This window comes from Streptomyces sp. NPDC101225 (assembly GCF_044767585.1).
In the GTDB taxonomy this organism is placed as follows: domain Bacteria; phylum Actinomycetota; class Actinomycetes; order Streptomycetales; family Streptomycetaceae; genus Streptomyces.
In genome coordinates this window covers 14,291-36,774 of record NZ_JBIWOE010000003.1, presented here as the reverse complement: position 1 = coordinate 36,774, position 22,484 = coordinate 14,291, and the positions used below count along the sequence as shown (strand labels likewise).

General features: G+C 71.7%; 17 protein-coding genes. All 17 read right to left on the bottom strand.

The annotated features are described in order from the left end of the window. Positions 1–136: 136 nt before the first annotated feature. The 17 genes from ACIRPX_RS04970 to ACIRPX_RS04890 all read right to left on the bottom strand — a co-directional run bounded on the left by ACIRPX_RS04970 (position 137) and on the right by ACIRPX_RS04890 (position 22,471). Complete coding sequence (locus tag ACIRPX_RS04970) at positions 137–2,221, bottom strand: hypothetical protein (protein WP_404188355.1); 2,085 nt, start codon at positions 2,219–2,221, stop codon at positions 137–139. Positions 2,222–2,420: 199 nt separating this feature from the next. Continuing rightward, positions 2,421–3,917: a D-ribitol-5-phosphate cytidylyltransferase gene (locus tag ACIRPX_RS04965; protein ID WP_404188352.1), complete on the bottom strand. Its 1,497-nt coding sequence runs from the start codon at positions 3,915–3,917 to the stop codon at positions 2,421–2,423. A 185-nt stretch (positions 3,918–4,102) separates the two neighbouring features. Further along, complete coding sequence (locus ACIRPX_RS04960) at positions 4,103–5,299, bottom strand: hypothetical protein (protein ID WP_404188349.1); 1,197 nt, start codon at positions 5,297–5,299, stop codon at positions 4,103–4,105. 97 nt (positions 5,300–5,396) lie between these two features. Next, on the bottom strand, positions 5,397–6,947 hold the full coding sequence (locus ACIRPX_RS04955) for an alkaline phosphatase D family protein (RefSeq protein WP_404188346.1): 1,551 nt from the start codon (positions 6,945–6,947) through the stop codon (positions 5,397–5,399). Between the two features lie 304 nt (positions 6,948–7,251). Then, entirely contained in the window at positions 7,252–8,688 is a 1,437-nt protein-coding gene (obgE, locus tag ACIRPX_RS04950) for a GTPase ObgE (protein ID WP_404188344.1), read from the bottom strand. A gap of 136 nt (positions 8,689–8,824) precedes the next feature. Further along, entirely contained in the window at positions 8,825–9,079 is a 255-nt protein-coding gene (gene rpmA / locus ACIRPX_RS04945; RefSeq protein ID WP_023550764.1) for a 50S ribosomal protein L27, read from the bottom strand. A 14-nt stretch (positions 9,080–9,093) separates the two neighbouring features. Beyond that, a complete protein-coding gene (gene rplU / locus ACIRPX_RS04940) occupies positions 9,094–9,414 on the bottom strand; it encodes a 50S ribosomal protein L21 (RefSeq protein WP_384260991.1) in 321 nt (106 codons plus the stop codon). Between the two features lie 230 nt (positions 9,415–9,644). Continuing rightward, positions 9,645–10,238: a dTDP-4-dehydrorhamnose 3,5-epimerase gene (gene rfbC, locus ACIRPX_RS04935; protein ID WP_404188341.1), complete on the bottom strand. Its 594-nt coding sequence runs from the start codon at positions 10,236–10,238 to the stop codon at positions 9,645–9,647. Between the two features lie 11 nt (positions 10,239–10,249). Beyond that, complete coding sequence (locus ACIRPX_RS04930; protein WP_404188339.1) at positions 10,250–12,250, bottom strand: glycosyltransferase family 2 protein; 2,001 nt, start codon at positions 12,248–12,250, stop codon at positions 10,250–10,252. Continuing rightward, positions 12,247–13,158: a dTDP-4-dehydrorhamnose reductase gene (gene rfbD, locus ACIRPX_RS04925; RefSeq protein ID WP_404188337.1), complete on the bottom strand. Its 912-nt coding sequence runs from the start codon at positions 13,156–13,158 to the stop codon at positions 12,247–12,249. The genes ACIRPX_RS04930 and rfbD overlap by 4 nt, the downstream gene beginning before the upstream one ends. Before the next feature lie 84 nt (positions 13,159–13,242). Then, on the bottom strand, positions 13,243–14,256 hold the full coding sequence (gene rfbB, locus ACIRPX_RS04920) for a dTDP-glucose 4,6-dehydratase (protein WP_404188334.1): 1,014 nt from the start codon (positions 14,254–14,256) through the stop codon (positions 13,243–13,245). Continuing rightward, positions 14,253–15,320 (bottom strand): glucose-1-phosphate thymidylyltransferase, encoded by a 1,068-nt coding sequence (locus ACIRPX_RS04915; protein WP_404188332.1) that lies wholly within the window; start codon positions 15,318–15,320, stop codon positions 14,253–14,255. The genes rfbB and ACIRPX_RS04915 overlap by 4 nt, the downstream gene beginning before the upstream one ends. Positions 15,321–15,522: 202 nt before the next feature. Further along, positions 15,523–19,368 carry an Rne/Rng family ribonuclease gene (locus ACIRPX_RS04910; RefSeq protein ID WP_404188330.1) on the bottom strand — a complete coding sequence of 1,282 codons (3,846 nt, stop codon included), beginning with the start codon at positions 19,366–19,368 and terminating at the stop codon, positions 15,523–15,525. Between the two features lie 260 nt (positions 19,369–19,628). Further along, entirely contained in the window at positions 19,629–20,393 is a 765-nt protein-coding gene (locus ACIRPX_RS04905; protein ID WP_404188327.1) for a TIGR03936 family radical SAM-associated protein, read from the bottom strand. Between the two features lie 48 nt (positions 20,394–20,441). Beyond that, a complete protein-coding gene (locus ACIRPX_RS04900) occupies positions 20,442–21,434 on the bottom strand; it encodes a hypothetical protein (RefSeq protein WP_404188325.1) in 993 nt (330 codons plus the stop codon). Positions 21,435–21,477: 43 nt separating this feature from the next. Further along, complete coding sequence (locus ACIRPX_RS04895) at positions 21,478–21,777, bottom strand: hypothetical protein (protein WP_404188322.1); 300 nt, start codon at positions 21,775–21,777, stop codon at positions 21,478–21,480. A 139-nt stretch (positions 21,778–21,916) separates the two neighbouring features. After that, positions 21,917–22,471 carry a helix-turn-helix domain-containing protein gene (locus ACIRPX_RS04890; protein WP_404188320.1) on the bottom strand — a complete coding sequence of 185 codons (555 nt, stop codon included), beginning with the start codon at positions 22,469–22,471 and terminating at the stop codon, positions 21,917–21,919. Positions 22,472–22,484: the final 13 nt, after the last annotated feature.

Sequence of the window (22,484 nt, the reverse complement as noted above, 5' to 3'; positions counted from 1 at the left end):
ACGCAACTCACGGGAAGGTACGTACCGGCGGGGGGAGTTGCTCAGGACACGGCGCACCGGGCGGTAAGAAAAGCGAAAGAGCCCGGCCCCGAGGAGCGATCCTCGGGGCCGGGCTCCTCCGTGACGGAGGCGGGCGTCAGCGCTGGGTCGTGCCGTCCGGATCCCCGGCCGCCGGCACCGGCTGCGCCGGGGACAGCTGGTCCGACAGCTCGTCCGCGCCGGCCGCACCGGCCGACGTGCGGGACTCCTGGCCGAGGTTGCGCGTGTGCGCCTTCAGCGCCAGGTCCGCCACCGCGCTGTTGAACTGCTCGATGGAGGTGGGCTCGTCGGGACCGAGCAGGTACTGCTTCAGCTCCTTGCGGTCCTCCGCCAGCGGGTCACCGTCCGGGTTCCGTACGGCGCCCAGCAGCTCGCCGAGTTCCGCTGCGCTGTTGGAGAGGATGACCGCGGCCCGCACGGCGGTGTTCTGCCGCTTGAACTCCTCCACGCCCAGCTCGGCGGAGTCGGTCACCGCGTACGGCTTGCCGCTCGCGATGAAGTCGGAGACCACCGAGGAGATGTCGGAGACCATCGCGTCCGAGACGTTGAAACAGTCGTACAGTCGCGGCTCGGCGCCCGCGATGACACGGTGCTCGAAGCTGCCGAAGGAACGCCAGTACGCGTCGTTCCACTCGCCGCGCAGCCGGGCGATCTCCTCGTGCTTCCCGACGTCGGCCACGCCGTCCCGGGTGGCCTCGGCCTCGTCGCCGCGGTCGCCCGCGGAGCCCGACAGCTCGGCGAGGCGCGCCTCGATCCGGGCCAGGTCGCCCTTCGCCTGCTCCTGGGCGGCGGCGTCGACGCTGAAGCGGGAGTCGGCGGCGCGCTCGGCGGCGGCCTTCTCCACCAGCGCCATGATGCGCTGGTGCGCGCTGCCGGCGGCCTTGCTGACGGTGCCGGTGAACGGGTGCGGCTTGTACAGGACACGGACCGGCGGGTCGGCCTTCACCAGCTTCTTGACGATGTTCTCGCCGGCCAGCACCAGCGAGGTGTTGCCCGGGTTGGCGTCCCAGCCCTCCCAGGTGGGCGCGTACAGCACCGTCGGGACGCGGCTCTCCGGGACGTCCCGCCGGCTCTGGATCGGCGCCAGCTGCGGGCGGCCGACCTCCACGATGTCGTCGTCGCGGACGCCGACGTCGGCGATGGCGTAGCGGTCGCGGCCCGCGCGGCCGGCGGTCCACACCTCGTCGTACACCTTGCTGAACGGGTTGACGCTGGCGAGCTTGTCGCTGTCGCCGTGGCCGATGAAGACGTGCTTCATGGTGGGCACGCGCAGCATGTGGATGTTCTTGCCGACGTTGGCCGCGTACAGCGCGACGCGCACGGTCGACAGCTCCATGTTCATCAGGTGCACACCGCCGGGCACGCAGATCACGGGTGCCGTGGTCGGGGCCAGGCTCGCCAGGATGACGCGCTCACGCAGGATGACCAGCGGCCTGGAGTCCAGCTGCTCCATGGTCTCCAGCCACATGTTGACCTGGTACGCCGAGTCCTTGGAGCCGGAGAAGTACAGCACCGTCTGCGGCCGGTACTCGCGCAGCCAGTCGTCGACGGCCGCGAGCACCTTCTCCGGGTTCGGCGGGATCTTCTTGCCGCGGACGTACGGCACCAGCGCCAGCACGTACAGGCAGCCGAGCAGCAGGGTGACGCAGATGCCGACGAAGCCGGGCACGGAGGTGCCCGCCGCCGCGGAGACCAGGATGCCGACGACGGCCGCGAGGTCGAGGTGCAGCATCTTCTCGGCGGAACGGTCCAGCAGGTGGCGTGAGGGGGCGTCCGGGATGCGGATGCGCGACTTCAGGTCCACGTTGCGGGTGGCGACCGGCATCCGGCGGCGGTTGCGGATCAGCGTGACCAGGGCGCCCTGCGGGGCCTGCAGGCCGTAGAAGGCGATGAAGCAGGCGACCGCGCCGTAGTAGATCAGGTTGTCCGCGAGCGCCATCCGGGCCAGCAGCAGTATCAGCAGCAGCTGCCGGATCAGGAAGCGGATCGACAGACCGGCACGGACCTTGCTGAGCCGGCTGACCAGGTAGCTGTCCTTGCGGTGCAGATAGTGGTCCGCCAGGTACGTGACGGCGGCCGCGGCCGCGAAGGCGTAGACGCTCGGGATGAGCGCGGCCAGCATGAGCGCCGGGAAACCCAGCATCATGAGCGCCGCCGCGGCCAGCTCAGCCGCGCTGCCCACTCGTGCGACGCGAATAGCGGTGGATATCACGGAGAACCTGCTCTGGGAGGGGGGAGTGCCGGTCTTTATCTGGACTGTGCAGGGTGTGCGGCAATTCGTCGGGGGTACGGATTTAGGCCCCTGCGTCGGCCCGGTCAATGCGCTGCATGGACACCGGAAAGCAGAGGCCTGAATACGGAAGGCTAATTCCCGACGATTATTACACGCCGTCCTGTCGGTCCAGCACCGAGGCCAGCGCCTGCTCGAAGCCGGAGGCCTTCGCCGCGCCCGCCGTCGGGTCCTGCTGGCGGACGTCGATGACATGCCCGGTCAGCTCGGACAGCAGCACGTCGAGGGAGGTGCGGGCGACCGCCTCGGAGGAGAGCAGGGTGCCCGCGGGCTCCTGGCCGAAGGCCTTGGTGCGCATGGGCGTGGCGGTGCGCTCCGGGTTGATGCAGTTGACGCGGACGCCGTCGCCGGCCCACTCGTCGGACAGGGCCTGGGTGAGGTTGACCATGGCGGCCTTGGTCGAGGAGTAGAGGCTGTACTCGGCGCGGCCGCGGGTGTAGCTGCTGGAGGTGTACAGCAGCAGCTGGCCCTTGGTCTCCGCCAGGTACTTGTAAGCAGAACGAGCGATCTGCACCGGCGCCAGATAGTTGACCTTCAGCGCTTCCTCGATGGTCGCGTTGTCGGTCTCGGCGAGCTTGCCGATGCGCAGCACGCCCGCGGTGTTGACGACGTGGTCGATCCGGCCGGTCTCCGCGTACGCCTTGGACAGCGCGTCGTCGACCTCCTCCGGGTTCTCCACATGGGTGCCGGTGGTGGAGCGGCCGAGCGCGTACACCGTGGCGCCGTAGGACTCGGCGAGCTCGGCGATGTCCTTGCCGATGCCGTACGAGCCGCCGAAGATCACGACGGTCTTGCCGGTCAGCAGCTCGCGGTAGGCGTCCTCGCTCACCTGCTCGGGCGCGGCCGTCGAGGCGAGCTGGAACAGCTTGTCGGCGATGAAGACGTCGACGGGCTGAGTGACCTTCATGTTGTACTCGTCGCCCGCCACGACGTGGATCGGCACGTCCGGCAGGTACTTCAGCACGACGGAGCAGTCGTCCGTGGCCTGGAAGTTCGGGTCGCCGGCCGCGACCTCGTAGGCCCGCCGGATCGTGGACAGCTTGAAGGCCTGCGGGGTCTGGCCGCGGCGCAGCCGGGAGCGGTCCGGGATCTCGGTGATGAACTCGCCGTCCTCGCCGTGCGTGCGCGTGACGATGATGGTGTCCGCGGACGGGATGGCGACGTCGACGGCCTGGTAGCGCTCCAGCGCGCTCACGCAGTCGCCGATCACGCGCTGGGCCAGCAGGGGGCGCACGGCGTCGTGGAAGAGGACGTTGAGGTCCTCGCCCTCGGCCAGGCCCTCGCCGAGGGCCTCGATGGCGCGCTCGGTGGTCTCGTTCCGGGTCGAGCCGCCCTCGATGATCTTCTTGACCTTCGTGAACCCGGCCTTGGCGACGATCTTCTCCACGTCGGGCACGTACCCCGGCGCCATCAGCACGATGACGTCGTCGATCGAGTCGGCGTGCTCGAAGGTGGTCAGGGTGTGCTCGATGACTGCCTTGCCGGCGATCTTCAGCAGCTGCTTGGGGATCGAGAGACCCACCCGCTGGCCGGTGCCACCGGCCAGGATCACTGCGGTGGTACGGGGCTTGGCTATGCGCTGGGACACAGAGGACCTACCTTGGGGCGTCAGGGAACGGGGAAATGGTCCCACTTGCGGTTACCGCTGTGCAAGGTGAGCGCCCTTCACCGCATATGTACACGCCACCTGGCATTCACCTTGCACTGCTGGTGACGCGGAGACGCCCTCCGCCGGATCCCGCGGAATTGCCGTGTGAGTAACTGCACAGCGGGTCAGCGCCGGCCCAGCTTCCTCAGACAACGGTGGCCGAGCACCTTCACCAGTTCCGCCGAGGACGTCTGGTGCACCGTGCGCGCCTTGGCCGGAGAGCTGTGCCGCACCGGCGCCTCGGCCGCCGCGGCGAGGGCGCCGTACAGGGCGTGGGCGGCGACGTCGGGCGCGATCCGCAGCTCCCCCGGCTGCTCGCCCGCGGGCTTCGGCAGGGCGGACAGCAGGGCCGGGTCACCGAGCACGCGTGCGCCCGTACGAGTGATGCCGTCCACCATCTCGCCACCGATCCGCGCGGCGGCCTCGGCGGCCCATTGCGGCGTCGAGATCTTCACGTCCTGCGGCGTGGGACTGCACGTGTTCTTCATATGCATGACCGCGCCGTTACGCACCAGTCTGGAATACAGCTCATCGGGAAGTCCATTGCCGCGGAATTCCTTGTTGAGGTTGCGCAGCATTTCGGTCTCGGCGAGGGTGAGCGAGCGATTCGCCGTGTCCGGAACGGACCTCAGGAGATGCGCGGGCAGTCCGAGCAGCGCCTCGAAGGTGCGCATCAGTCCGTCCCGGTCACGGTCGTCCACCACGACGACGGAGACCCGCTCCGGGCCGACCGCGCGCACCCACCGCTCGACCAGCCGGTCGTGGCGGTGCCGGCGCCAGAAGCTGGGGTTGGGCTGCTCGTAGGGGGCCTTGCGGAGCATGTGCTCCAGCCAGTCCTCGTAGCCCATCCGCAGGCCGTTCTGCACGTACTGCTGCCACTGCGAGGGCATGATCCTCACCAGGGGGCGCAGGGTGACCAGGACGTGCACGCGGTCGCCGCCGAGCTGCTCGACGATCCGTGCGATCGTCTCGTCGTCGTCGGCGTCGGCGAAGAACTCGCTGCTGACCACCGCCGTGCGGTCGCCGGTCGCGCGCACCTCCTGCACCAGCTTCGACCAGTGCTGCTCGGTGGGCACCGCGTCGCCCATCATCCCGGGCCGCGCGACCGCGGCGAGCACGGCCTCCATCGGATGCCGGGTGCGCCCGGGGAACTCGACCCCGTGGGCGGGCAGCTGGTCCTTCGCGGCGAACAGCGCGCCCTGGATCGAGGTCGTCCCGGTCTTGTGCGGGCCGATGTGCAGCAGCCGGCATCCGGAGGGCAGCGGGGTGGGGCGGTCGGTGTCGTTCACCCGGTCGTCATCTCTCGTGCAGTCGGTCTCCATGGTTAAGGGATGGTAAGACTCACACGTGAGACTTACCTGAGAAAGGCCTGGGGCAGGGATGAGCCGCAGGATTTGGTCACACGGTCTTCACACCGAATCAGGCGAGTTCGACACCCGGGCGGCCGTTGTCCACCCGCAGCCGCGCCACCGTGCTCGGCACCGCCTGCGGCCGCACCACCGTGTCCACCACCCGCACCTGCGCGTCGATGCCGTCGCGGTGGATGTCGAAGAGGTGGTAGCCGCGGTGGGCGTCGATGAACTTCCAGTGCGGGTTGTCCGCCATCAGCGGGTCCCACTGGGCGTGGAAGGCGGCTTGGTCCTGGTCGCCGTTGCTGGAGATGGACGTACCGACGAACTCGGCGCCCACGACCTCGGAGCCCGGGTCGGAGTAGTCGGTCCTCAGGTCGCTGATCATCGTCAGATGGCGGTCGCCGCTGAGCACGACCGGGTTGCGCACGTCGGCGAACCGCTCCAGCAGGGCGTTGCGCTCGACCTGGTAGCCGTCCCAGGCGTCGTAGTACCAGAGCTTGCCCTCGCCGGGCAGGATGTCGGTCTCGGCCATCATGATCTGCGAGGCGACGAGGTTCCAGCGGGCGGGCGAGTCCAGCATCCCGTCCAGCAGCCAGGCCTTCTGCTCGGCGCCCAGCATGGTCATCGACGGGCTCTCGGCACCGGCCGGCGTGGTGGCCTGGTCGCTGCGGAACTGGCGGGTGTCGAGGACGTTGAGGCGCACCAGGCGGCCGAACTCCAGCCGCCGGTACATCTGGATGTGCGGGCCGCTGGGGATCGCGGTCGCCCGCACGGGCATGTGCTCGTAGTACGCCTGGAAGGCCGCCGCCAGCCGGGCCACGAAGGCGTCGTGGGACTGCTTGTCCGGGTCCTGCGGGACCTCGCCGGCCCAGTCGTTGTCGACCTCGTGGTCGTCGAAGGTGACCACCCAGGGCGCGCCGGCGTGCAACCTCAGCAGATCGGGGTCGCTCCGGTACTGCGCGTACCGGTTGCGGTACTGCTCCAGGGTGACCGGCTCCCCCGTGCCCTCGTGCCGGCGCGGTCCCGCCGAGGACGGCGTGGACTCGTAGATGTAGTCGCCGACGAACAGGACGAAGTCGGGATCCTGCTCGACCATGTCGGCGTACGGCGTGAAGTAGCCGTGCTGCCAGTTCTGGCAGGACGCGAGGGCCACCCGGAGGAAGCCGTTCCTGGCGTGCGCGTGGGGCGCGGTGCGGGTGCGGCCGGTGTCCGAGAGCTGGCCGCCCGCCCGGAAGCGGTACCAGTACGCGCGGTCGGGGCGCAGACCGCGGACGTCCACGTGGACGCTGTGCCCGTACTCGGGGCGGGCCGGGGCGACCCCCCTGCGCACCGTCCTCCTGAGCCGCTCGTCCTCCGCGATCTCCCACTCGACCTCGACCACCCGCTCCGGCATGCCGCCGCCGTTGAGCGGGTCGGGAGCGAGCCGGGTCCACAGCACGATCCCGTCCGGCAGCGGGTCGCCGGAGGCGATCCCCAGGCCGAAGAGCCCGTCGGGCAGGGTGCCTTCGGCCGCCCGGGCCGTGCCCGGCAGCCAGACCATGGCGGAGGCGGCGGCGCCGAGCGCGACGGTGCCGGCGGTCAGAAAGCGGCGTCGGTCGGGCGAGCTTGCTCTTGTCATCGGCGAACTCCCTTGCCTCGCAGACCTCTTGGACACGTGAAAGCTCACGCAGCCGGACGGTCGGCGGACTGAACGCGAGCCTTCGCGTGCATGACAAATGGGCAGACAACAGAAGATCCGTTGCGACACAGGAACAACGCGGGAAACGCGCTCCGGTCACAGCGGATCTCGCGCCGCCTCAATTGACGGGCATCGAGGACTTGTTCGGTACGGGAAGATCGAGCCGATTTTCGCCTTCGTGCCGACATGCGGCGTGGACCGGCGCCGGTCACCGGCGCCGGTCCACGTGGCTTGGTTCAGCCGGTCAGAACGGTTCGAACCCGTCGAACTCCTGGAGGGACTCGTCCCGCTCCGCCTCACGGTCCCGCCGCCGCTGCGCCGCGGGCCGCGGCGCCTCGAAGCGGTGGTCCTCGCCGCGCCGCCCGAGCATCTCGGCTCCGGACATCATCGACGGCTCCCAGTCGAAGACGACGGCGTTGTCCTCGGGGCCGATCGCCACACCGTCGCCGGAGCGGGCGCCCGCCTTCATCAACTCCTCCTCGACACCGAGGCGGTTGAGCCGGTCGGCGAGATAGCCGACCGCCTCGTCGTTGTTGAAGTCGGTCTGCCGCACCCAGCGCTCGGGCTTCTCACCGCGCACCCGGAACAGCCCCTCGTCCTCCCGCGTCACCGTGAAGCCCGCGTCGTCGACGGCCTTGGGCCGGATGACGATCCGCGTCGCCTCCTCCTTCGGCCGCGCGGCGCGCGCCTTCGCCACCAGGCCGGCGAGCGCGAACGACAGCTCCTTCAGCCCCAGATGGGCCACCGCCGACACCTCGAACACCTGGTAGCCGCGCGCCTCCAGATCCGGCCGCACCATCTCGGCGAGGTCCTTGCCGTCCGGGACGTCGATCTTGTTGAGGACGACGACCCGCGGCCGCCGGTCGAGCCCGCCGTACTGCCTCAGCTCCTCCTCGATGACGTCGAGATCGGAGAGGGGGTCGCGCTCGGACTCCAGCGTCGCCGTGTCGAGCACGTGCACCAGCACGCTGCACCGCTCCACGTGCCGCAGGAACTCCAGCCCCAGGCCCTTGCCCTGGCTGGCGCCCGGGATCAGCCCCGGCACGTCGGCGACGGTGTAGACGGTCGAGCCGGCGGTCACCACGCCCAGGTTCGGCACCAGCGTGGTGAAGGGGTAGTCGGCGATCTTCGGCCTGGCGGCGCTCAGCACCGAGATCAGCGAGGACTTGCCCGCACTCGGGTAGCCCACGAGCGCCACGTCGGCGACGGTCTTCAGCTCCAGGACGATGTCCTGCAGATCCCCCGGCTCACCGAGCAGCGCGAAGCCGGGCGCCTTGCGGCGGGCCGAGGCCAGCGCGGCGTTGCCGAGTCCGCCGCGGCCGCCCTGGGCGGCGACGTAGGAGGTGCCGTGGCCGACCAGGTCCGCGAGCACGTTGCCCGCCTTGTCCAGCACCACCGTGCCGTCCGGCACCGGCAGCACCAGGTCCTGGCCGTCCTTGCCGGAGCGGTTGCCGCCCTCGCCGGGCTTTCCGCCCGTGGCCTTGCGGTGCGGGGAGTGGTGGTAGTCCAGCAGCGTCGTCACCGACTGGTCGACGGTGAGGATCACGTCCCCGCCGCGCCCGCCGTTGCCGCCGTCGGGCCCGCCCAGCGGCTTGAACTTCTCACGGTGCACGGAGGCACAGCCGTGGCCTCCGTTACCCGCGGCGACATGCAGTTCGACGCGGTCCACGAAGGTGGTCATGGTGGGGTGCCTCCAGCACTGCGAAAACGTACGGATATGTCTCTTCAGTAACACGCGAAAGGCGGACCCGCCTTCCCGCTGGGGAAGTGAGGTCCGCCTCGCGAAACGTTCGGTCTCGGCCGTGAAGTCCGGGGACTCAGGCGACCGGAACGATGTTCACGACCTTGCGGCCGCGGTGGGTACCGAACTCCACCGCACCGGCCTGCAGCGCGAACAGCGTGTCGTCGCCGCCACGGCCGACGCCCGCACCGGGGTGGAAGTGGGTGCCGCGCTGGCGGACCAGGATCTCACCCGCGTTGACGACCTGACCGCCGAAGCGCTTCACGCCGAGCCGCTGGGCATTCGAGTCGCGACCGTTCCGGGTGGACGATGCGCCCTTCTTGTGTGCCATCTCTCCTCAGTCCCTTACTTCGCAGCCGTGGGGATCTCAGTGACCTTGATCGCCGTGTACTGCTGGCGGTGGCCCTGGCGACGGCGGTAGCCGGTCTTGTTCTTGTAGCGCAGGATGTCGATCTTGACACCCTTGTGGTGGTCCACGACCTCGGCCTGGACCTTGATGCCGGCCAGCACCCACGGGTCGCTGGTCACGGACTCGCCGTCGACAACGAGCAGGGTCGAGAGCTCGACCGTGTCGCCAACCTTGGCGGTGGAAATCTTGTCAACCTCAACGATGTCGCCGACAGCAACCTTGTGCTGGCGACCACCGCTGCGCACGATGGCGTACACGCGGATCTCACTCTCTCGCTCGGGAACGGCACCCCCGCAGTCCAGCCGTCCGGACGACGGGCGGCCTCTCCGCAAGGACCGGTGCAGGGCACCCGGCGCTTCCGGAGGAAGAGGTTTACGGGGATGTGGCGTGCCCTAGTCCATGGACACGCCGACGGTCAAGGTTACGGGGCCGTTCAGGACTGGTCAAACCGGGACCGGGACCGGGCCGGGAGCCCGGGCGCGTCCGGTCAGGACCCCAGGCTCTCCCGGTACGCCGCACACGCCTCGTAGGAGGGCAGCAGCCCCTTCTCGACGGCCTCGGCCAGGGTCGGTGCCTGCTCGTCCTTGGCGGACAGCAGCGGGGTGAGATCGGCCGGCCACTCGATCCCGACGGCGGGGTCGAGCGGATGGATGCCGTGCTCGCGCTGCGGGGCGTACCCCTCGGAGCACAGGTAGACCACGGTCGCGTCGTCCGTGAGGGCCATGAAGCCGTGCCCGAGGCCCTCGGAGAGGTAGACGGCGTGGTGGTCCCGGTCGTCCAGGCGGACGGCCTCCCACCGGCCGAAGGTGGGCGAGCCGGTGCGGATGTCCACGATCACGTCGAGGACCGCGCCGCGCACGCACTTGACGTACTTGGCCTGGCCGGGCGGCACGTCCGCGAAGTGGATGCCGCGCAGGGTGCCGCGGCTGGAGACGGACATGTTGGCCTGGGCGACGGTCAGCGGGTGGCCGGCCGCCTCCTCGAAGGCGGGCGCCTTGAACCACTCGTGGAAGCTGCCCCGGCCGTCGGGGAAGACCTTCGGCTCGTGCACCCAGGCACCGGAGATCGAAAGAGGTCGCATGACAGGGGTCCTCAGCTGTTCTTCTTCTGGTTCGTCACGACGGACTTGAGCCGTCCGGCGGCCCGGCGCCACAGCGGGCGCGGCGCGGCGGGCGGCTGCGCGGCCGCCTTCTTCGCGGCGGGCCGGGCCGGCGGGACGTTCCGGTCGATGACCCGGGCCGTGCCGGCCTCGTCGACCACCACGTCCACCGGCAGACGGGTCCACTTCGCCGTGCCGCGCGCGGGGGACGGTACGCCGATACGGACCGCCCAGCGCCTGCCGGTGAGCTGCTCCAGCGGCAGGCGGGCGGTGAGGGCGGTGCCGTCGGCCGTGGCGTCGGCGGGGTACTTGCCGACGTTCTTGCGCTCGAAGCGGAGCTGCAGCGGCTCGCCGTCGCCCGCCGCGAGATGCAGCGGGAGCGGCAGCCGGACCGTGGCGCCGTCGACCGAGGCCGCCGCCGGGTCCATCCGGGCCACCGCCTCGCCCTCCAGCTTGTTGGTGTGCTGGTCGACGTCGAGGGAGAGGTTGCCGGGCCCGTCGGTCCAGTACGGCAGCACCAGGCGGGCCGGGGCGCCGAGGAACGCGGCCGTGCGGGCGGCCTCCACGTCCTCGCCGCGCACGGCGCCGAGCCGGGTCTCCTTGCTCCAGCCGCAGGACTTGATGCGCAGGTGCAGGTCCCAGATGCCCCGGCCGAGCGGGACCCCGCCGGCGGCCGTCATCGGGTCGAGTTCGGCGCGGGCGGAGATCCACTGGCGGAAGGCGTCGTCCCCGGCGGGCAGCTCGTGCCGCTCGCTGGTGACGGGCAGGTAGAACTGGCGGGCGTCCTCGCGGTGACGGACCACCAGGTCGACGTCGCTCTCGGCCAGCGGGGCGTCCAGCTCGACGCCCTGCCCGGCGAGCGCCTCGATCGCCTCCGCCGGCAGCGGCAGCCCGAGCAGCTCGCGCCCGCCGTCCCGGCGGAAGGTCATCGGCTCGTCGTCGATCCGGTACTCGGCCTCGAAGCCGACGCGCAGTCTGCCCTGCGCCCACTGCAGCGAGGTGAGGCTGCCGGTGGACCGGATGTCGGCCTCCCACCGGGCGAGGTCACGGATGTCGTCGTAGCGATCGGCGAAGATCAGCCCGGCGACCACCTTCTGGGTGAGGCCGAGGCCGGCCACGACACCGGGGCCGAAGCGCTCGGTGACCACGCCGTGGATCTCGCGGTAGAGCTCCTCGGCGTAGTCCTCGGGGAGCTTGAGCAGGCGCTGGCCGCGCAGCCGCTCGACCATCTCGTTGCGCAGCCAGCGGGTGAACAGCCTGTCGCGCAGCGGGCCCGGCTCGGTGAGCTCCTCCACCACGTCGAGGGCTTCCCGCAGGTTCTTGAAGTAGCCGGCCGGGTCGAAGCGCTGGAAGCCGGCGTTGGAGCCGTCGTCGCGGGTGATGTGGTAGTAGCACAGGTAGTCGCCGAGGACGGAGACGTTCTCGGCCCGCAGGTAGGTCTCGACGACGAAGACGTGGTCCTCGAGCCGGCGCCGGCCTTCCTTGAAGCGGATGCCGTGCTCGTTCAGGAACTCCCGCCGGAACATCTTGTGCGGGGTGAGGCTGTCGATCAGCGGCGTGTCCTCCACCGAGGCGCGCGGCCGGTTGGTCCGGAACAGCTCCTGCGGGACCGGGCGGCCGATGCCCGCCATCTTGCCCACGACCACGTCGGCGCCGTTCGCCTTGCCGTAGTCGTACATCCGCTCCAGGGCCTCGTCGCCGAGCCAGTCGTCGTGGTCGACGAACATCACGTACTCGCCCTTGGCGGCCGCGATGCCGGTGTTGCGGGGCCGGCCCGACCAGCCGGAGGACTCCTGGTGGATGACGTGGATGTGGGGGTGCTCGGCCGCGAGCCGGTCGAGGCGGGCCGGAGTCTCGTCGGTGGAGCCGTCGTCGACGAAGAAGACCTCGAACTCGTCCGTGGGCAGGCTCTGGCGCAGCACGCCCGTGATGCAGTCCTCGACGTACTTGCCGGGGTTGTAGACCGCTATGACGACACTGACCTTGACTGTCACGCCGGGTTCTCCTTCTCGTGCACTCGGTGGATCTCCGGGAACGCCTCGGCGAGGGCCGCGCGCCAGTCGCGCAGCGGCTCGACGCCGGCCTCGGCGAACCGCCCGTGCCCGAGGACGCTGTAGGCGGGGCGGGGGGCGGGGCGGACGAACGCCGCGCTGGTGGTGGGGCGGACCCGGTCGGGGTCGGTGCCGAGCAGGCGGAAGATCTCCCGGGTGAGGCCGTACCAGGTGGTCTCGCCGGAACTGGTGCCGTGGTAGATCCCGGCCGGGGCGGTGCCGGCCAGTGCGCCGCGCCCGAGGGCGAGCAGCAGTCCGGCGAGGTCGGCGCTCCAGGTGGGCTGGCCGCGCTGGTCGTCCACGACGTCGAGGGTGTCCTTGACGCCTTCCAGCTTGATCATCGTACGGACGAAGTTGGGGCCGCCGGTGCCGTACAGCCAGGCGGTGCGCACGACGTAGCCGCCGGTGGGCAGGGCCTTGAGCACGGCCTGCTCGCCGGCCAGCTTGGTGCGGCCGTAGGCGCTGCGCGGGGCGGTCGGGGCGTCCTCGGCGTACGGGCTGTCGGCGTCGCCGGCGAAGACGTAGTCGGTGGAGACGTGCAGCAGGACCGCGCCGGTGCGGGCGCAGGCGGCGGCGAGGTGGGCCGGGCCGTCGCCGTTGATCGCGAGCGCCTCCGCCTCCCGGGTCTCGGCGTCGTCGACGGCGGTCCAGGCCGCGCAGTTGACGACGACGGCGGGCCGGTGCTCGGCCAGGGCCCGTCCCACGGCCTGCGGGTCGGTGAGGTCCAGCGCCGCGCGGTCCAGCGCGACGGCCTGTTCGCCCTCGGCCGCGAGGGCGGCCAGCACATCCCGGCCGAGCATGCCGCCGGCTCCGGTGACCAGCCAGACTGCCTGTTCCTGTGTCGGATTCATGTCTCTTCTTGACGTGTGTGGTGTGCGGAACACATGGACAGGAACGGGCCCGGGTGCCCGGGTCCGTTCCTGGCGGACGGTGCCTCAGCCGAGGGCGGCGCGCTCCTTGAGCGGCTCCCACCAGGCGCGGTTGTCGCGGTACCACTGCACCGTCTCCGCCAGGCCCTGCTCGAAGCTCTTGCGTGGTGCGTAACCGAGTTCCTCGCGGATCTTCGTGCAGTCCACCGAGTAGCGGCGGTCGTGGCCCTTGCGGTCCTCGACGTACTCGACGCTGGTGTCCCAGTCCGCGCCGCAGGCCTTCAGCAGCAGCCCGGTGAGCTCCTTGTTGGACAGCTCGGTGCCGCCGCCGATGTTGTAGACCTCGCCGGCCCGGCCCTTGGTGCGCACCAGCTCGATGCCCTGGACGTGGTCGTCGATGTGCAGCCAGTCGCGGACGTTGCCGCCGTCGCCGTACAGCGGGACCTTCCTGCCGTCGAGGAGGTTGGTCACGAACAGCGGGATGACCTTCTCGGGGAAGTGGTGGTGCCCGTAGTTGTTGGAGCAGCGGGTGACCCGGACGTCCAGGCCGTGGGTGCGGTGGTACGACAGCGCGATCAGGTCGCTGGAGGCCTTCGCCGAGGAGTACGGCGAGTTGGGCTCGAGCGGGTGCGTCTCGGGCCAGGACCCCTCGTCGATGGAGCCGTAGACCTCGTCGGTGGAGATGTGCACGAAGGTCTTGATGCCCGCGCGGTGCGCCGCGTCGATGAGGGTGTGGGTGCCGACCACGTTGGTGCGCACGAACTCCGCGCCGCCGTCGATGGAACGGTCCACGTGCGACTCGGCGGCGAAGTGCACCACCTGGTCGTGCTCGGCCATCAGCTTGCCGACCAGCTCGGGATCGCAGATGTCGCCCTGCACGAAGGCGAACCCGGGGTGCTCGCGCACCTCGTCCAGGTTGGCCGGGTTGCCCGCGTAGGTCAGCTTGTCCAGCACGGTGACCGCGACGTCACCGGGGCCCTCGGGGCCGAGCACCGTACGGACGTAGTGCGAGCCGATGAAGCCGGCACCGCCGGTGACCAGGATCCGGGTCGGGCGGGCCGGAACGGAGGAGGCTGTCATGAGGAGATCTGCACCTTGCTGTGATCACCGAGCACGAGCCGGTGGGCCGAAGGATTACGGGGTGCGGGCGTGACCTCGACGTCGCGCCCGATGAGCGAGGCCTCCACCCGGCGCACGCCGGTCACGGACGAACCGCGCAGCACGATGGAGTACTCGATTTCGCTGTCCACGATCCGGCAGTCCTCGGAGACGGAGGTGAAGGGGCCGATGTAGGCGTTCTCCACCGCCGTACCGGCACCGACGACGACCGGTCCGACGATACGGCTGCCGCGGACGCTCGCGCCCGCCTCGATCCGCACCCGGCCGATGATCTCGCTGCTCTCGTCGACCGTGCCCTCGCTGACCGGTTCCAGGGTCTCCAGGACGGACCGGTTGACCTCCAGCATGTCGGTGACGTTGCCGGTGTCCTTCCAGTAGCCGGAGATCGTGGTGGATCTGACGTCCCGCTTGTCGTCGATCAGCCACTGGATGGCGTGCGTGATCTCCAGCTCGCCGCGCCAGGAGGGCTCGATGGACCGGACGGCCTCGTGGATCGCCCGGGTGAAGAGGTAGACGCCGACGAGCGCGAGGTCGCTCTTGGGCACCTTCGGCTTCTCCTCCAGGCCCACCACACGGCCCTCGCCGTCGAGCTCGGCGACGCCGAAGGAGGTGGGGTTGGGCACCCGGGTCAGCAGGATCTGCGCGTCGGGACGCTCGCTGCGGAACTCCTCCACCAGACCGGTGATGCCGCCGACGATGAAGTTGTCGCCGAGGTACATGACGAAGTCGTCGTCACCGAGGAAGTCCTGGGCGATCAGCACGGCGTGGGCCAGCCCCAGCGGCGCTTCCTGCGGGATGTAGGTCACCTTGATGCCGAACCGGGAGCCGTCGCCGACCGCCTCGCGGATCTCGTCCGCGGTGTCGCCGACGACGATGCCGACCTCGGTGATCCCGGACTGGGCGATCGCCTCCAGACCGTAGAACAGCACAGGCTTGTTGGCGACGGGCACCAGCTGCTTGGCCGAGGTGTGGGTGATCGGACGGAGTCGGGTACCCGCTCCTCCGGAGAGCACAAGAGCCTTCACTTATCGGTCCCCACGTTTGACGCCTGCACCGAGGCGAAAATCTCAGTTTGTCGGAATTTACTGTCAACTTCAGACAGCAGCATAACCATAAGCATTCACTGGCCATTCACAGGTTCCCCCCTCCCGGCCTCGCCCGGGAGAACGCACTCCGCCCCCGGTCGTTCGGACCGGGGGCGGAGCACGTCTTCGGTGCGGCGGGGCGTCAGCCCTCGTCCGCCACCGTGGCGACGGACGAGACCGGCTGCTGCTCGGCGGCCGCCGTCTTCTTCGCCGTCTTCTTGGCGGTCGTCTTCTTCGCCGCCGTCTTCTTCGCCGCCGTCTTCTTGGCCGCGGTCTTCTTCGCCGCCGTCTTCTTGGTGGCGGCCTTCTTCGCGGTGGCCTTCTTGGCCGTCTTGCGGGCCGCCTTCTTGGCCCGCGCGGGCTCCGCGTCCTCGGCCTCCGCCGACGGGACGACCACGACGGCGGCGTCCTCGGACGCGGTGGGCGCGGTCTCCCGGCGCACCGCCCGGCGCCGCGGACGGGCCGGAGCGGCGCTCTCGGCGGCCGCCTCGGCCGGCTCGGACGCGGCCTCACCGGCCTGCGCCGCCTCCGCGACCGGTGACTCGGCCGCGGGCGTGGTCTCGGCGACCGTCACCACCGCGGCCTCGGCACCGGCCGGCGAACCGGCGGGGGCGGAGACCTTGCGGGTCGCGCGACGGCGCGTACGGCCCTTGGGCGCGGCCTCCTCCGCGGCGGCGGGCGCCACCGGAGCGACGGCGTCCTCCACGGCCGCAGGCTCGGCCAGCACCTCGGCGGCGGGCTCCGGCCGCACCGGACGCTCCGCCTCGGCCTCGGCGGTGACCTGCTGGGCCGTCGGGGCCTCGGCCTTCCTGTCCTCGCGGCGCGGCGCACCCGCCGGAGCGGACGCCCGGCGGGCCGACCGGCGCCGCGAACGGCCACGGCCGGCCGCGGCCTCCGCCTCGGCGACGCTGCTGTACAGCTCCTCGTCGGGCGCGAAGGCGGGCTCGGCGAGCGCGACCGGAGCCGCCGCCTCGGCCGCGACCTCGGCCTCGGTCTCCTCGGGCGTCTCCGTCTCGACGGCCGCCGCGGTCTCGTGCTCGTGCACGTGAGCGTCGCCGCCGCGCCCGCGCTTCTTGCGCTTGCCGCCGCCACCGGCGGAGGACGGCTGCTCCAGGTGCACGATGACACCGCGGCCGTTGCAGTGGACACAGGTCTCGGAGAAGGACTCCAGCAGGCCCTGGCCGACCCGCTTGCGGGTCATCTGGACCAGGCCCAGCGAGGTGACCTCGGCGACCTGGTGCTTGGTCCGGTCCCGGCCCAGGCACTCCAGCAGACGCCGCAGCACCAGGTCCCGGTTGGACTCCAGGACCATGTCGATGAAGTCGATGACGATGATGCCGCCGAGGTCGCGCAGCCGCAGCTGGCGCACGATCTCCTCGGCCGCCTCCAGGTTGTTCCTGGTGACGGTCTCCTCGAGGTTGCCGCCCTGGCCGGTGAACTTGCCGGTGTTGACATCGACGACGACCATCGCCTCGGTCCGGTCGATCACCAGCGAGCCGCCGCTGGGCAGCCAGACCTTGCGGTCCAGCGCCTTGGAGAGCTGCTCGTCGATCCGGTACGTGGCGAAGACGTCGACCTCGGAGGTCCACTTCGACAGGCGGTCGGCCAGATCGGGGGCGACGTGCGAGACGTAGCCGTGGATGGTCTGCCACGCGTCGTCGCCGCTGACCACGACCTTGGTGAAGTCCTCGTTGAAGATGTCGCGGACGACCCGGACGGTCATGTCCGGCTCTCCGTACAGCAGCGTCGGGGCGCTGCCGTTCTTCGACTTCTTCCGGATGTCCTCCCACTGCGCCTGCAGCCGCTCGACGTCGCGGCGCAGCTCGTCCTCGCTCGCGCCCTCGGCCGCGGTGCGCACGATGACGCCCGCGTCCTCGGGGACGATCTTCTTGAGGATGGTCTTCAGCCGGGCCCGCTCGGTGTCGGGCAGCTTGCGGCTGATGCCGGTCATCGAGCCCTCGGGGACGTACACGAGGTAGCGGCCCGGGAGGGAGACCTGGCTGGTCAGGCGCGCGCCCTTGTGGCCGATCGGGTCCTTGGTCACCTGGACGAGGACCGACTGGCCGGACTTCAGGGCGGACTCGATGCGGCGCGGGCCGTTGGCCATGCCCAGCGCCTCGAAGTTGACCTCACCGGCGTAGAGGACGGCGTTGCGGCCCTTGCCGATGTCGATGAAGGCGGCCTCCATCGACGGCAGCACGTTCTGGACCTTGCCCAGGTAGACGTTGCCGACGTACGAGGTCGACTGCTCCTTGTTGACGTAGTGCTCGACGAGCACGCCGTCCTCCAGGACGCCGATCTGCGTGCGCTCGCCGCTCTGGCGGACGACCATCACGCGCTCGACGGCCTCACGGCGGGCCAGGAACTCGGCCTCGGTGATGATCGGCACGCGGCGGCGGCCCTGCTCACGGCCCTCGCGGCGGCGCTGCTTCTTGGCCTCCAGACGCGTGGAGCCCTTGATGGACTGCACCTCGTCGGACGGCTCGGACTTCGGGCGCGGCTCGCGGACCTTGACGACGGTGCGCTCGGGGTCGCCCTCACCGGGCTCGGTGTCCGTGGAGGAGTCACCGGCGCGCCGGCGGCGGCGCCGGCGACGGCGGCTGCTGGAGGACGAGCCGCCGCTCTCGTCGGCCCCCTCCTCGTCGTCCTCGGCCTGCTCGGCCGTGTCGTCGGCGTCCTGCGCGGCGGCGCGTTCGTCGGACTCGTCCGGCTCGTCGTCCGCGCCGGAGTCGGCGGACTCGCCACGACGGCGGCGGCGGCCGCCCCGGCGACGGCGGCGGCGCGAACCGGTCTCCTCGGAGTCGTCGCCCTCGGCGGCGTCCTCGGACTGGTCCTCGGCCTCCTCCGGCTCGTCCTCGGCCGTGTCGGTGGTCTCGGTGGTCTCGGCGGTCCGCGTCTCGGCCTCCTCGCCGGCCGCTCCGGCGCGGCGACGGCGCCGGCGGCGGGCCCCGGACCGCTCCTCGGACTGCTCCTCCGGGTCGGTGGTCTCCTCGGCCTGCTCGGCGGCGGCCTGGGCGGCGGCCCGCTCCGGCGTCTGGAACTGGGGCTCGGTGAAGACGGGCGCCTGGAACACGGCGACGGCGGGGCGCGCCGGGCGGCGCGGCTCCTCACCCTCGGTGTCGTCGGCCTGCTCGGCGGCCCGGGCGGGCGCGGAGAATCCGGTCGCGGCCTTGCGGGCGGTCCGGCGGCGCGAACGGCGCGGCGCGGCCTCCTCCTCGGCCTGCTCGGCGGCGGGCGCCTGCGCCTCCTCGGCGACGGCGGCGGGCTGCGCGGCGGGCTCGGCCTCGGCCGCGGGCTGCACGGCCGCCTCCCCTGCGGACCCGGCGTCGGCCGGGGCCGTCTCGTCGGCGGCCGAGGTCACGCGGCGCGTGGCCCGGCGGCGGGTGCGACGCGGGGCGGCCTCCTCGGTGGCCTCGGCGGACTCGGCGGGAACCTCGCCCGTCTCGGCGGCGGGCTCCTCGGCCTCGGCAGGCGCGGCCTCGGCGGCGGGTGCTCCGGCCGGCGCGGACGCGCGGCGCGTGGCCCGGCGCCGCGTGCGCGGGGCGGGCTCGGGGGCTTCGTCGGCCGGAGACTCGACCGCGGCCGTGCTCTCCTCGGCCTCGGCCTCGGCGGGCGCGGCGGCCACGACGGTCCCGGCCGTCCCGGCGGCGGGCGCTCCGGCGGGCGCGGAGGCACGACGGGTGGCACGGCGCCGCGTACGCGCGGCGGGCGCGGGCGCCTCGGTCTCTTCGGTCTCCTCGGTCTGCACGGCCTCGTCGGACGCGGCGGTGGCCACCGCCTCGGCGGTCTCGTCCTCGTCGGCCTTCTGGTCGTCCTCGGCCGGTATGGCCGGCGCGACGATCTCCTCCGGGGTCTCGGAGGCGGCCGCGGCGGGGGGACCCGCCGGGCGGGAAGCGGCACGGCGCCGACGACGCGGCGGCAGGGTGTCGCTCGGAGTGTTCAGTTCGGAGCCCGTCGAGGACTCTGCGGGTTCGGTCGGTTCGAGCATGCGGGCATTTCTCCCGTCGGGCTCCCGGGCGCCGCGCCTGGTCCGGCAGACCGCCGGTGACGTCCGCGGCTCGCGCGATGCGCGGTGCCGCCGTCCGGGGCGCGGGCGCCGCACGGGAGCTTTCTGTGTCCTGTCTCGCCGGTTCCGTACACCTCATGCGTACGGCCTGGCGAAAGTCTTCTGGTCGGTGCGCTGCCCGACCCAGGTGGCTCCCGAGTACGAGGGCGGCGCTTCGACGTCCGTCCTTCGCGGGACCTTCCTTACACCGGCGCCTTCGCGGCGGCAGCGGAGTCGGCCATGGGTAGGGCCGTCGCCGCCTCGCGGTCGGGCGCGAGCGGGTCGGTCACCGTGCCGGTCTCTTCATCGAACAGCCCCTGCGCCAGCCTGGTCACCGCTGCGGGGACCGGCGGCGCCAGGTCGGCCACGGCGCGGAGACCGGACAGGACGTCGTCGGGTCGTACGGCAGGCGTCACGTGCCGAACAACCAGCCGCAGTATCGCACAGGGCCGGTCGGTCGGCCTATCAGCCGTCGAACGGTGCGTTTCCAGTTCTGCGACCGCCGAGCGGGCGTCGAAGGTCCGCACGCCGTTCTTGGCCCTGCGCTGGACCTCGACGGTCCCGGCCGCGTTGAAGGCCGCGACGGCGCGGTCCGCCTCCGCCGGGTCGACGCCTTCCAGCCGCAGCTCCCACACGGAAGCCGTGAGCCGGTCGGCGAGCCCGGAGGTGCGGGCCTCGACCGCGTCGACGACGTCGAGCCCGTCGGGCAGCGACACGTCGAGCAGCGCTCTCAGCCGCTCCGGATCCCGCGCCTCGGTGAGGGCGATCTCCAGGTACTCCGCCTCACTGCCCGTGCCGGTGGGTGCGGCATTGGCGTACGACACCTTCGGATGCGGCGTGAACCCCGCCGAGTACGCCATGGGCACCTCGGCGCGGCGCAGCGCACGCTCGAAGGCGCGCTGGAAGTCACGGTGGCTGGTGAACCGGAGGCGGCCGCGCTTGGTGTAGCGCAGTCGGATGCGCTGCACCGCGGGTGCGGGCGGCGGGCCTTCGGGCTGTCGCTTGCCCAGTGTCGTTCAGTCCTTCGTGAGAGCGGTCGTACTCCTACCAAGAGTACGTGCCGCGCGGCCCGGAGGTTCCCGCCGGTCCACGGCGCCGGCCGGTTTCGGGGGCTCGCCGAACAGCATGCGCCGGACGTCGGCCCGTGCCCGCCGTACCGATTCCAGGGCGGAGGCCAGTACCGGCCGGACCGCGCGGCCCACGCCGCGCGCCGCCTCGGCGGCGGGCCGCAGCACGGCGTCGCGCACGGCGTGGCCGACGGGGGTGAGCACGGCCCGGTACAGCCGGCGCACGGGCTCCACGAAGATCCACCGCACGAGCGAGCCCAGCGCCCGGCCCACGGCGAGCGAGATCCGCCCGGCGACGCGCCAGGCATGCCCGAGCGCCTGGCCCACCTCCTGCCCGAAGACGGCGAGGAGGCGCCCGACCGGTACGAGGGCCCACCGCCACAGTACGAGCGCGGGGAGCACCAGCAGCACCCGCAGGATCCAGTACAGGACGGTTCCCACACCGGTGAGGACCAGGCCCACGCCGCGCAGGAGCCCCGTCAGGCACCAGGCGATCGCGCGCCCCGCCGGCGCCAGCACCGCGGCGTACAGCCACAGGGCGGGGGCGACGAGCAGGTGGCGCGCGAGCCACGCGAGCGCGTGTGCGAGGGGCGTCAGGACGGAGCGGTGCAGCCACTCGAGCGGTACGGCGACGAGTGCGTGCCCGAGCCGTGCGAGCACCCTGCCCACGGGGACGAGGACGTACCGCCACAGGGCGGCGAACGGCCACACGAACAGCGCACGGGCGCTCCACAGCAGCGCCCGTCCCACCGGCCGCAGCACGCTGTCGCCGAGGAAGCGCCCGGTGACGGCGAGGGCGTCCCACGCCATCCGCAGGGGCAGGACGAGCACCAGGACGACGATCCGCACCGGAAGACGGATCGCGACGACGAGACACCCCTCGGGGTCCGGCCGCGCGGGCTGCTGCTCCGGTGTCCCGGCGGGCGGCTTCTGCAGGTCCATACAGGCATGGACGCCGCAAACGCCGCCGCGGATCCCGGACCGGTCAGTCGCACAGGGCCTGGTCGGCCGCCAGCAGTGTGTGCCAGTACCGGTAGTAGCGCACCCCCTCGGGATGCCCGCTGAACTCGCAGTACTCGACGGCGGCGGCAAGGGCCTCGAGCACCGGCGGGTAGACGGAGGAGGGTATGTCCGTGTCCGGGGCGGGGGCGGTCAGGCCGCGGATCGCCTCGTGGGCGGCGGCGATCACCTCGCCCTCCAACGCGGGGAGGTGCCTGCTCAGCGCCGCGTAGTACTTCAGGTGTTCCTGCCGTGCCGTGGTGAGGAGATCGCTCGTCCCGGCCATAAGACCTCCCGCGCAGGTGAGGAGAACCGCGTGCTGCCGACAGAGGTCAGACTAGGACGCCCGCCGCCGAACCGCCCTTCCTCGGGCGGGGAGTTCGCGAGCGGGCCGCACCAGGTCCGCAGCGGCCGGCCCGTCCTCCTCACCGGCTCAGCAGGCTCCGCACCAAGGGCAGCAGGTCGTGCGGGCCGGCGGCCGCCAGCTCCTCGAAGGCGCCGGAGGTGCGGCCCATCAGCACGCCGACGAAGGCGGCCACCGTGAATTCGGCCCTCAGCTGCGGCCGGTCCAGCCCCTGCCTCTCGTAGGCCTCCTTCAAGGGCGCGATCAGCCGGATCCGGAGTTCCTCGTGGGTGGCGGTCTCGACCGCGGGGTCGCTCGGGCGCTGGACCGCGGCCTGGAAGACGGGTCCGGGGCCGCGCTGCCCGATGCGCTCGAACAGCTCCCCCACGCGCGCGGGGTCGGACAGGTCCAGCTCCAGGTCGTCGCCCGCCTCGGCGCGCAGGACGGCGATGAAGAGCTGCGCCTTGCCCCCGAAGTACCGGGCGATCAGGGCCTGGTCGAGCCCCGCGCGCTCGCCGATGTCGCGCACGGTGGTGCGCTCGAACCCGCGCTCGGCGAGCAGCTCGCCCGCGGCCCGCACCAACAGCTCTTTGCTGCGCGCGGAGTCCCTCCGGCGCGGGGGCTTCTCGGCGCTCATCGGCCCGGGGTCC

Bases quoted from the DNA above. Each gene is read 5' to 3' on its own strand.
- ACIRPX_RS04960 (WP_404188349.1), bottom strand. From the start codon at position 5,299: ATGGAGACCGACTGCACGAGAGATGACGACCGGGTGAACGACACCGAC.
- ACIRPX_RS04955 (WP_404188346.1), bottom strand. From the start codon at position 6,947: ATGACAAGAGCAAGCTCGCCCGACCGACGCCGCTTTCTGACCGCCGGC.
- obgE (WP_404188344.1), bottom strand. From the start codon at position 8,688: ATGACCACCTTCGTGGACCGCGTCGAACTGCATGTCGCCGCGGGTAAC.
- rpmA (WP_023550764.1), bottom strand. From the start codon at position 9,079: ATGGCACACAAGAAGGGCGCATCGTCCACCCGGAACGGTCGCGACTCG.
- rfbC (WP_404188341.1), bottom strand. From the start codon at position 10,238: ATGCGACCTCTTTCGATCTCCGGTGCCTGGGTGCACGAGCCGAAGGTC.
- rfbD (WP_404188337.1), bottom strand. From the start codon at position 13,158: ATGAATCCGACACAGGAACAGGCAGTCTGGCTGGTCACCGGAGCCGGC.
- rfbB (WP_404188334.1), bottom strand. From the start codon at position 14,256: ATGACAGCCTCCTCCGTTCCGGCCCGCCCGACCCGGATCCTGGTCACC.
- ACIRPX_RS04910 (WP_404188330.1), bottom strand. From the start codon at position 19,368: ATGCTCGAACCGACCGAACCCGCAGAGTCCTCGACGGGCTCCGAACTG.
- ACIRPX_RS04900 (WP_404188325.1), bottom strand. From the start codon at position 21,434: ATGGACCTGCAGAAGCCGCCCGCCGGGACACCGGAGCAGCAGCCCGCG.
- ACIRPX_RS04895 (WP_404188322.1), bottom strand. From the start codon at position 21,777: ATGGCCGGGACGAGCGATCTCCTCACCACGGCACGGCAGGAACACCTG.
- ACIRPX_RS04890 (WP_404188320.1), bottom strand. From the start codon at position 22,471: ATGAGCGCCGAGAAGCCCCCGCGCCGGAGGGACTCCGCGCGCAGCAAA.